Origin of the sequence: Streptomyces sp. R302, from assembly GCF_012927245.1 — a bacterium.
GTDB lineage: Bacteria > Actinomycetota > Actinomycetes > Streptomycetales > Streptomycetaceae > Streptomyces.
Genome location: NZ_JABBGE010000016.1, coordinates 117,344 through 127,396, shown reverse-complemented (window position 1 = coordinate 127,396; position 10,053 = coordinate 117,344). Strand labels below are relative to the sequence as shown.

Below are 10,053 nucleotides of genomic sequence, written 5' to 3'. Positions count from 1 at the left end.
TGTCGCGACAGCAGCTGTTGAACACGGGCCCCGTGTCGTTGAACGCCAATCTTGTCGCGATGAAGACGAGACCTGTGTCGTTGAACGCCGAGACCTCCTCGCGAGACCGAGGCCAGACCGAGACCTGTCTCCGCGAGACCGAGACCGCCCCTGCCCTCGAGACCGAGACCGAGGCCTGCGTCCGCGAGACCAAGGCCTGCGTCCGCCGGCGTCGAAGCCCGGCAGCGTGCTCCCGAAACGAACGGGGACGCTCCCGAAGCCGAGGACCACGCCTCCGAAACGCCACACAGGATGAGGAAACGAAATCACATGGCAGGGGCGAACCGAGAGAATGAAACGCCAACATCCGCGGGAATTGGAAGACCCTGAGATTCGACAGTTTCCCGACTTGGTAATCGGGATCAGGAATTCATCGGGTTCCACGAACGGGAAAATGGATGTATGCTTGCACCCGATCATTAGTTCCGGGAAGCCGGACAGATCGCTCGGTCCACAAATGAGTCGGGCCCCACGCCTCTGTTGCACGAGATCGTGGGGCCCCCGGTTCCGGACCTGGGATGGGCTCGGCCGTGGCATCGGCCGGGCCCATCGTTGCTGCTAGTACAGCTGCCAGAGCTTGTACACCCAGTACGCGGCCTGGCTGGCACGCGCGATCAGGATGCATATCTGGACGGCTGACTGCCGCTTGGTCCGGTCCGGCTTGGCTCCCTCGTCGGGGTTCCTGCCGGACACCGAATCACCTCCTCCCGGTAGACCAGCTGAAATCCACCGGAATTCTTGGAGGGGTGTCTCGACAGTAGCAGAATCGCGCCTACTGAAAAGCGGCTCCCTGAATGTGGAACCCCGTGCGGCGCGGCTAATAGTGAGAGCTGGCCGGCGGTGTCGCTGGGTGGGTAATAGCTGGCTCGCGCTCCGGGCAAGTCTCGGCTTGGTTCCGGTTACGGTCTCGGCGCTGAGCCAGTGATCTTGGTTAGATTCCGAGCGAGGAGAGCCGGGTGGGCCAGGCGTTCCGATCGGTCACGGCGTTGGCCATGGGTTGCTGTCGATCCGGGCCGTACGGCGTCGCGGTGGCCCCGTTCCTGTCCCGGCTGCCGGGATCTGGTCCTCCGCCCAGTGCGTCGCCGCCCTGTGGGACCTGGCTGGCCTCGACCCCGCTGACCTCGCTGTCCGGCTCCGGGCCCTCGCCGGAGTCCCGGACTCGCTTGAAGCCGCGGCCTGAGCGCGTATCCCTGTACTTCCCCCTTCTTCTCGAGGGGGGAAGTACAGATGAACGTCCCAGTCGCGTACGACTTCGTCGTGCACCATCGCGTACGGACTTATGTGCCCAGTCCGCGCGGGGCCGGCGGCCGGGGCTGCGTGGGCAAGACCCGGAGCCGGGCCCGTGGCGCGGCCAGTTCCGTCCGAAGCTGCTGGTTTTCCAGCGAGAGCTGGTTGACCGCGCGGACCAGGCCCTGGACATCGGCCCGCAGCTGGGCGAGTTCCTCGGCGTCCTTGTCCCGCAGTTCCTTGAGCTTGACGATCTGCTTGCGCAGTCGCTTCTCGCTGTCCGGCATCTGCCCGCGGGCGCGGACCTTGTCGTAGAACTCGTTCTTCAGATCGAGGTGACGCTGGGTGAGCGCGTTCCGGGGGACCTGGGCTTCCGCCGCCAGGGCGACGATGGTCAGGGCCCCGTTGGAGTGCTCGGGGGTTCCGGCCAGGATGCGGTCCATCGCGGAACGGATGCGGTCACGTTCATCCGGTGCCGGGCTCATGCGGGGATCTCCTGCCGGGTGATGCGGGTGCGGTCATGATCGTCGGCGAACGAGCGGAGCTTGCCGGCGTTGGCACGAAGCCGGTCGCCGACCGGCTGAGGGGTGTGGACCGCCTGCTTGTCGAGGAAGTCCGCCTTGGCCCGGAGCTGAACGGCGTGCTCGTCGGTGCGGACGATGTTGCCGCAGCCGGGAACACACGCGTCGAGGGTGGGAGCGTCCCTGACGCCGTCCCGGGCGCAAAGAGCCCTGTCCTGCTTGTAGAGGCAGAGCAGAAGGGCGTGAGGATTGTCGTAGAGAACCGCGCCATCGCGGGCGAGATGCTCGCGGGCGGCCCTGTACTGGCGGGCGAAGTTCCTCGTGACCTCGCGCCCTTCGAACCGCGGACCGGTGGCGGCCTCCAGCAGGGCCCGCCGGGCGGCCGGACCCGAGACACCCCCGCCGGCTTCGAAGGTCTCGTGCAGTTCCGCGGCCGTCTCGGCGGTCGCCAGCGCGGTCTCCAGGGCCAGCACATCGTGGATCCCGCCGCGGCTGCGGGTGCCGTAGCCGCCGGAGACGTCCGTGTTCAGGGCCGTGCGCATATGGCCGTACTGGATGGCCAGCGCGACCAGGCCCCCCGGGCGGCGGGCGATGTGCCAGGCCAGGGACCTGCGGAACCGCGCGGTGCCGATGTTGCCGAGCGGGTCGGGAGGAATCACCTCATCGGGCCGCCCCTGGGCATCGGCCTCCGCATTCGCCCATGCCACGAAGTCCTCGATCCGCGTCCGCATCGCACTCAACTTCAGCGACCCACTGCCCGGACGGATGAACTTGAGGTCGTGGGCGAGGTGGTCGAACAGCAGGTGCCCGGCCGGGACCATGCGCTCCAGGACACGGATGGCGTTGACCACGGGCGTGATGGCCACCCAGGGAACCTCGCGCTCGACGCCGGCGCTCAGGTGGTTGCCGTCCTCGTCGGTGGCGGTCTTCCACTCGCGGCTGCGGATGAGGTGCCGGCCGATGTTCCCGTCCTCGTCCGGCTCCGGGTCCAGGCAGCAGCCGTGACTCATGCCCAGTACCTCTTCTGGGCGCATGCCGGTCAAATAGGCGCAAACGATGAAGGCGGCGGTGCCCAGGTGCCGCATCAAGGAGGCAGCCTCGTTGAAGTCGACTGCCTCCCGCCACGGAGCCCCGCCGATCCGTCCCGTCACCGGGACGGCCAGTGGGCAAGGCCCGGGACGCTCAGCGGCCGCTTCGGTCAGGCCATGACGCTCATTGAACGTGTCGACCTGCCTAGCGGATGCCCCGGTCATGCCGATGACATAGGCCCGGGCAAAACACCGCTGGCCGCGATGCTCGGTCGCCGGCAGCGACGTCCCGGCAGATATCAACGGGCCGAGGTATGCCTCCAGAGCGGCCTGGCCTTCCGGGCTCGCCCGGTTGGTCTTGGAGGCGCTGACCAGACGGGTGGCCTCCGTCCACGCCGCGAGGATGTCGTCGGCGAAGTCGTCGACCATGCGCATCGCCCAGACCAGCAGGGGACCCATCGTCGCTGTCGACAACGGTTCCGTCGTGTTCTCACCCCCGGACGAGGTCTCCTGCGGAAGGTAGTCATCCACACCCACCTCGTCCCAGGGCGGCCGCCCGATCCCGGACGGTCTGGCGCTGAGCTGGTCAAACGCCCACAACCGTGTCACCCAGCCGAGCCACTTCTCCACCTGAGCCCTGGAGTTGCCGCCGTCGCGCAGATGCACCCCGTACTCGTGCAGGACGGTGCTGTCGCAGTCGCCGAGGCTGAAGATGCCCCGCGCCTCCAGCCATGTGGCCAGGCGCATCCACTCCTTCACCACCTGCACGGTTGTGCCCGGCGAGAGCCGTCCCCTGATCCGCATGTTCCTGGCCTTGAGGAAGGTGGGCCGCAGTTCACCGTTGATCATGGTCCAGGCGGCCAGCCGCACCTCCGGGTCCAGCGCAGCCGGACAGTGGCGCCAGTGGATCGACTCCAGGCTCTTGCTCGGGTTCGCCGTCAGGGGCGCCATCGGCCAGACCGGATCTTTGTAGCGGCCGTTGAGGTGGGCGTGCTCGCCCACGATGCGCTGAGCGGGGACCACGGGGGTGGTGGGATTGGGCAGGGGCAAGCGGAAGCGGTCCACTTCCAGGGCCGTGGTCATGCGTTGAGGTCTCCGGTCAGAAGGAAGTCGATGAGCTCGCGGTCGGTGTCGGTCACCCGGGCCAGGGCGTGTGCCCACCCGCCGTCGCCGACACTGCGTTTGAGGTGTTCAAGGCGAGCGTGAGCATCGCCCCAGTCCCGCTGCCAGGTCGGCGTGGGCAGCACGGACCGGATGTTGCCCAGGGCCTCGTGCAGGTGAGCGAGCCGAGGGTGGTGATCACTGTGGACGCGGGCATTCGGGCAGGCCAGACACAGCAGGAACGATGCGCCGCAGCCTCCGTCGGGAGCCGGAAAGGGACTGCTTTCCGCGTCGTGGCAGTCGGCGGTCGCGGTCTCGGCGTCGTCGGGATCCCGGGTGTCGCGCAGTTCGGCCACCAGCACCGCTTCGCGTGCCTGGTCGGCAGCGGCCTCCGCGCCGGCCGCGATCACCGGCACGGCGGCGGCCTGGACGTTCTCGTCGGGCAGGACGTAGTGCCGGTCGTGGCTCTCCTGCGAGTGCTGGGCCGGCTCCCGCCGCTCGACGGCCGTCACGGTCCGCCTCCCGCGGCGAAACGGTGACCCGCCGAGGCCTTTGTCCTTCGTCCAGTCGCGCGCGTCGTCGGTTGCAAGGCCGATACGGAACGGTCCCACTGGTGGATGACGGTCGCTGTCCTTGCCCACGTGATCCGGGGTGGCCGACCGCCAGACCACAAGGCGGTCGGTGCCCGGCTCAAGGGTTTCGACCACGGCCCGGGAGAAACGGGTGACCTGCAGGGCCTGGGTGATCAGCCGGCCGGGGGAGTCCGCACCGTGATCCGTGACGTTCTCCGTCTCGAACCAGCGGCCGCGGCCCCGCTTACGCTTCTCGATCGGAATGCGGTAGGTAGGGTGCCCGTCCCAGCCGGGGTCCGGGCTCGCCTGGGGCACCACCGCCCGGTTGATCACGGACAGGTTCCACCCGTACTCGGCCATCAGCAGCACTCCGAGCGCCACCGCCTCCATGCGCGTGGGGAACAGCCGCTGCCAGGTGTCCCAGGCGGCCGTTCCGCCCAGTGCCTTGTGGTACCGCTTGGTGATCTCAGCCGGGCGGCCCTCCCTGTTGGTGTACCGGGGCAGGTCACCGGTGCGGGCGAGCAGGTCCAAAGCCTCGCCGACGACGAACTCGCGGCTGCCGTCCGGTATCTCTCCGGCCCGCCAGCGCTCCAAGTGCCGGGCGCTGTCCTCGATGCGCAGCAGCGCCGACCGCAACGTCTGCCGGGCCGCGGTCTTGATCTTGGCGAAGTCCGCCGTGCTGTAGGACTGCGTTGTGCTCTTCGAAGCGGGAATGCGCCGGGCCAGGGCCTCGGCCACCGGCCCCGTCTGCAGGCGTTCGTCGCCCCGCAGCAGGGTCGCCACCAGTCGAAACGTCGCCCGGTTGCCGGAGGTCGTGCGCATCTTCATCCACCAGCGGTCGATCACGGCTCCGGTGAGCTCGTCCAGATCGTTCGGAGGAACCTCCTGCTCGGACAAGTACTCTGTGAATCTCCTGACGCGCTGCCACTGCCCGTAGGAGCTGGAGTGGGCCGTCCATCGGTGCGGATTGCAGCCGGCCGCGAACAGGACGGCGAGCGAGCGCTGCATCGGTTCAGCGACTTCGAGCTCGGCGAAGTCGTAGTCCTGGAGGCGGCCCTCCTGGTTGTAGTGATGGACGACCAACCCATCGGGCCCCAGCGGTTCGGGGCGGGCGTGATCGGCCGGAGGCAAGGACGCCTTGCGTCCCCGGCGGCTCACGCGGCACTCACCCGGGGAGCCAGGCGGGCGTCGATGTCCTGGATGCCGTCCGCGTCCCGGGCGACGCGTGCGAACACCCGGTCCAGGTCCGGCATCGGCGCATCCACCGGCTCCTCCGACGTGGCCAGCATGGACTCCAGCTGCAGGTTCCGCACCGGCGCCAGGTAGTGCTTGACCGTCGTCTCCCGCGAGGCATGCCCCAACAGCCCCTGGACCATGAACCACGGGTCGCCGTAGAGCAGCCGGAAGTCCCGCCTCTCCTCCGGGGTCAGCCCGTACTTCCGGTCCATCACCTCGTTCAGCACGACCAGCATGAACAGCGCGAACGAATGGCGGGCGGAGTGCGGGGTCGCATAGGGCGCGTACACCTTGTGCGGATCCCGGTGCAGGTGCTTCGGCGGGGTCAGGATCCGTTCGCAGCGCTTGTTCGCCGCGCGGAAGACGCCCTCCCACGAGTGCGGCTGGAACGGCAGGCCCTGCTCATTCAGCCACAGCCACAACGGTTCCGGACCGTGCGGCCCCTCCTCGAACAGCAGGATGCGATCTTCCCAGGTCAGCTTGTCCAGCTCCCGCTCGCCCATGACGCCGTCCTGGTCGACCCAGTGCACCTTCGGCTTCAGCCCCCGCGTGAGCTCGGTGACCAGCCGCATCTCCGGAAGCCGTTCGTAGCGGCCGGCCCGCTGGGCCTTCCGTACCGCCCAGGCCCGCGACGCCTCCATATAACTCTCGACATCACCGACGGCACCGGTCGAGGCGTAGAACGTCCGCCCCACCTTTGACCGGGTCACCGCGCCGGCCACCTTCCCGTGGCAGTACCGGCCCCCCGACAACGGGATCTTGGGAACCTCGAACGTCAGCAGCGACCCCTGCTCCAGCCGGCGCAGCCCCGACGAGTTCAGCATCCGCACGAAGGCCACGTTGCGGTCCTCCAGCCGGCCCACCCAGCCCGGCTCCGGCACCCCGTCCCGCGTGTGCCCGCGCAGGCCCACATCCACCCACAGCCGCCACGTCCGCGGCGTCAGCCAGTGCACGTTCGACGGCCGGGCGTCCTTGGCGCGTGCCTCCGCGGTCTCCACCACCTCGCCTCGCGGAGTCACCACCTGCCGCATCGTCACCGGGTTCTCGGATATCCAGCCTTCTCGCTTCGCCCAGGTGAAGAGGCCCAGGAACGCTGCAAGCTCCCGATCCCACTTCGACCCGCCGATCTGCTTCGGATTCCCCGGGGCGAACCGCCGCCAGTCCTCGTAATCCTCAAGGTCCTTCGCGACCGTTTCCACCCATGACTTACCGCGAGCCCACAAGAACGTCAGAAGAAGTGTGATGTCCGTCGCGTAATTCCGCTTGGTTTCCGGCTGGTATTTGCGGAACTTCGAATACTGCCCGTACAAACTCAGCAGCGGATCAACACGGTAATCCGGCGACAAGAAGATCGGGTCACCCGCCCGAACTCCCGCAGCCGTCTCCCGCGCCGGCAGGTCCTCCCACCCCTCCAGCGAGCCCGCCCGCAGCCCACCCCTCAGCCTCTCCGGCGGCACCCAGAACACGCGCCAGTCCGTCATCACGACCCCCTCCTGTACAGCTTCAACACGCACATTAAATAGGGAAGCCCTGAACTCCGGCGCCGAATGGCCCCAGAAGAAACTCACCGTCGGCCTCAGCCCCGCCTCCGTCCCGAAATCCGGCAGCGGCTTCGACCTCGCCGTGGCCGCCGCCGTGCTCGGCGCGGCCGAGCGCATCGACCCCCGCTCCATCGCCGACCTCGTCCTCATCGGCGAACTCGGCCTCGACGGACGCGTCCGACCCGTCCGCGGCATCCTCCCCGCCGTCCTCGCCGCCGCCGACGCCGGCTACCACCAGGTCGTCGTCCCCGAACAGACCGCCGGAGAGGCCTCCCTCGTCCCCGGCGTCTCCGTCCTCGGCGTCCGCACCCTCCGCCAGCTCATCGCCGTCCTCGCCGACGAACCCGTCCCCGACGAGGACCCCGCCGAACAAGGCCGGCCCGACGCCATGCTCGCCGGACTCCTCGTCCCCGGCGCCGGCATCGGCACCGGCCTCGCCCCCGACCCCGGCGAAGGCCCCGACCTCGCCGACGTCGCCGGCCAGCACACCTCCCGCCGCGCCCTGGAGATCGCCGCCGCCGGCGGCCACCACCTGCTCCTCACCGGACCACCCGGCGCCGGCAAGACCATGCTCGCCGAACGGCTCCCCGGCATCCTCCCGCCCCTCACCCGCCAGGAATCCCTCGAAGTCACCGCCGTCCACTCCGTCGCCGGCATCCTCCCGCCCGGCGAACCCCTCGTCCGCCGCGCCCCCTACTGCGCGCCCCACCACTCCGCCACCATGCAGTCCCTCGTCGGCGGCGGGAACGGCATCCCCAGGCCCGGCGCCGTCTCCCTCGCCCACCGCGGCGTCCTCTTCATGGACGAAGCGCCCGAGTTCTCGACGAAGGCCCTCGACGCCCTCCGCCAACCCCTCGAATCCGGACACGTCGTCATCGCCCGCGCCGCCGGCGTCGTCCGCCTCCCCGCCCGCTTCCTCCTCGCCCTCGCCGCCAACCCCTGCCCCTGCGGCCGCCACACCCTCCACGGCGCCGGCTGCGAATGCCCGCCCTCCGTCATCCGCCGCTACCAGGCCCGCCTCTCCGGCCCCCTCCTCGACCGCGTCGACCTCCGCGTCGAAGCCGAACCCGTCACCCGCTCCGACCTCCTCGGCCAAGGCGGCAGGGGCGAACCCACCGCCGCCGTCGCCGCCCGCGTCCGCGAGGCCCGCGCCCGCGCCACCGCCCGGCTCACCGGCACCCCCTGGACCCTCAACAGCGAGATCCCCGGCCACGAACTCCGCACCCGCTACCTCGCCGCCCCCGGCGCCCTCGCCCACGCCGAACGCGACATCGAGCGCGGCCTCCTCACCGCCCGCGGCCTCGACCGCGTCCTCCGCGTCGCCTGGACCATCGCCGACCTCGCCGGACACGACCGCCCCGACCACGACGACCTCGCCCACGCCCTCGAACTGCGCACCGGCATCACCCGAGGCGCCCCCCTCACCACCGGAGACCGCCCATGACCCGCCACCCCACGGACTCCGAACGCCTCGCCCGCGCCGCCCTCACCCGCATCGTCGAACCCGGCGACGAACAAGCCGGCCACGCCCTGCGCACCCACGGCCCCCACGGCCTCCTCACCCTCCTCCAAGACCCCCGGGAACCCCCGCTCCCCGCCACCGGCACCCGCCGCCTCGCCGGCTGGCGCCACCGCGCCCGCACCACCTCACCCGAAGCCGACCTCGACCACATCACCCGCCTCGGCGGCCGCTTCCTCGTCCCCGGCGACCCCGACTGGCCCACCCAGCTCGACGACCTCGGCGACGCCCGCCCCCTCGGCCTGTGGACCCGCGGCCCCGCCTCCCTGCGCACCTGGGCCCTGCGCTCCGTCGCCCTCGTCGGCGCCCGCGCCTGCACCCCGTACGGCGCCCACACCGCCGCCGACCTCGCCGCCGGACTCAGCCGCCACGGCTGGGTCGTCGTCTCCGGCGCCGCCTACGGCATCGACGGCGCCGCCCACCGCGGCGCGCTCGCCGCCGGCGGAGCCACCGCCGCCGTCCTCGCCAGCGGCGTCGACACCCCCTACCCCCGCGGCCACACCGAACTCCTCGACCGGATCGCCGGCCAGGGCCTCCTCATCGGCGAACTCCCGCCCGGCAGCCACCCCACACCGAGCCGCTTCATCCTCCGCAACCGCGTCATCGCCGCCCTCACCCGCGGCACCGTCGTCGTCGAGGCCCAGCACCGCAGCGGCTCCCTCGTCACCGCCCGCGCCGCCACCCGCCTCGGCCGCCACACCATGGGCGTCCCCGGGCCCGTCACCAGCACCCTCTCCGCCGGCGTCCACGAGCTCCTGCGCGGCGGCGCCACCCTCGTCACCGACGCCGACGAGATCGTCGAACTCGTCGGCGCCATCGGCGACCTCGCCCCCGCCCGACGCGGCCCCGTCCTCCCCCGCGACCTGCTCGCCCCCGCCACTGCCCAAGTCCTCGAAGCCCTCCCCGTCCACCCACCCGCCCCCACCACCGAGATCGCCCGCCGCGCCGGCACCACCCCCGACGAAGCCCTCGCCCGGCTCTACGAACTGCACGCCCTCGGCCACGCCGAGCGGGACGGCGACGGATGGAGGTTGACGAACACCGGCAAGCCGGTGTCGAACGCGCGGCGAGGCGGTCCTTGACCTGGCGCATTCGGGTGAAAAGGTGAAGTCGATGAACCACCGAGCCCTCTCGGCCCCACCAGCGGGGCCGACGCGCGCCACGACGCCGGTTCGAAGATGTGGCCGACCACGGCCCCCCGGACCGGCGCCATCCACTCCTGTTCGCTCACCGCGACAGCGCACTCACGCTACGCTCACCAGGATTCCC

The 10,053-nt window shown here is 70.5% G+C and carries 6 protein-coding genes and 1 pseudogene; 2 read left to right on the top strand and 5 right to left on the bottom strand.

From position 1 onward, the window contains the following. Window positions 1-597 precede the first annotated feature (597 nt). The 5 genes from HHL19_RS38335 to HHL19_RS35170 all read right to left on the bottom strand — a co-directional run bounded on the left by HHL19_RS38335 (window position 598) and on the right by HHL19_RS35170 (window position 7,205). On the bottom strand, window positions 598-732 hold the full coding sequence (locus HHL19_RS38335) for a hypothetical protein (RefSeq protein ID WP_277349259.1): 135 nt from the start codon (window positions 730-732) through the stop codon (window positions 598-600). A 584-nt stretch (window positions 733-1,316) separates the two neighbouring features. Continuing rightward, window positions 1,317-1,751 (bottom strand): hypothetical protein, encoded by a 435-nt coding sequence (locus HHL19_RS35185; RefSeq protein WP_169094472.1) that lies wholly within the window; start codon window positions 1,749-1,751, stop codon window positions 1,317-1,319. Next, window positions 1,748-3,898: an integrase gene (locus HHL19_RS35180; protein WP_169094471.1), complete on the bottom strand. Its 2,151-nt coding sequence runs from the start codon at window positions 3,896-3,898 to the stop codon at window positions 1,748-1,750. Before HHL19_RS35180 ends, HHL19_RS35185 begins: the two co-directional genes overlap by 4 nt. After that, window positions 3,895-5,646 carry a hypothetical protein gene (locus HHL19_RS35175; RefSeq protein WP_169094470.1) on the bottom strand — a complete coding sequence of 584 codons (1,752 nt, stop codon included), beginning with the start codon at window positions 5,644-5,646 and terminating at the stop codon, window positions 3,895-3,897. Before HHL19_RS35175 ends, HHL19_RS35180 begins: the two co-directional genes overlap by 4 nt. Then, window positions 5,643-7,205 carry an integrase gene (locus tag HHL19_RS35170; RefSeq protein WP_240982069.1) on the bottom strand — a complete coding sequence of 521 codons (1,563 nt, stop codon included), beginning with the start codon at window positions 7,203-7,205 and terminating at the stop codon, window positions 5,643-5,645. Before HHL19_RS35170 ends, HHL19_RS35175 begins: the two co-directional genes overlap by 4 nt. 49 nt (window positions 7,206-7,254) lie before the next feature. Here HHL19_RS35170 and HHL19_RS35165 point away from each other — a divergent pair. Beyond that, window positions 7,255-8,709, top strand: a pseudogene (locus tag HHL19_RS35165) (ATP-binding protein); the annotation flags it as partial. Then, window positions 8,706-9,866 carry a DNA-processing protein DprA gene (gene dprA / locus HHL19_RS35160; RefSeq protein WP_169094469.1) on the top strand — a complete coding sequence of 387 codons (1,161 nt, stop codon included), beginning with the start codon at window positions 8,706-8,708 and terminating at the stop codon, window positions 9,864-9,866. The pseudogene HHL19_RS35165 and the gene dprA, both read left to right, overlap by 4 nt. Window positions 9,867-10,053: the final 187 nt, after the last annotated feature.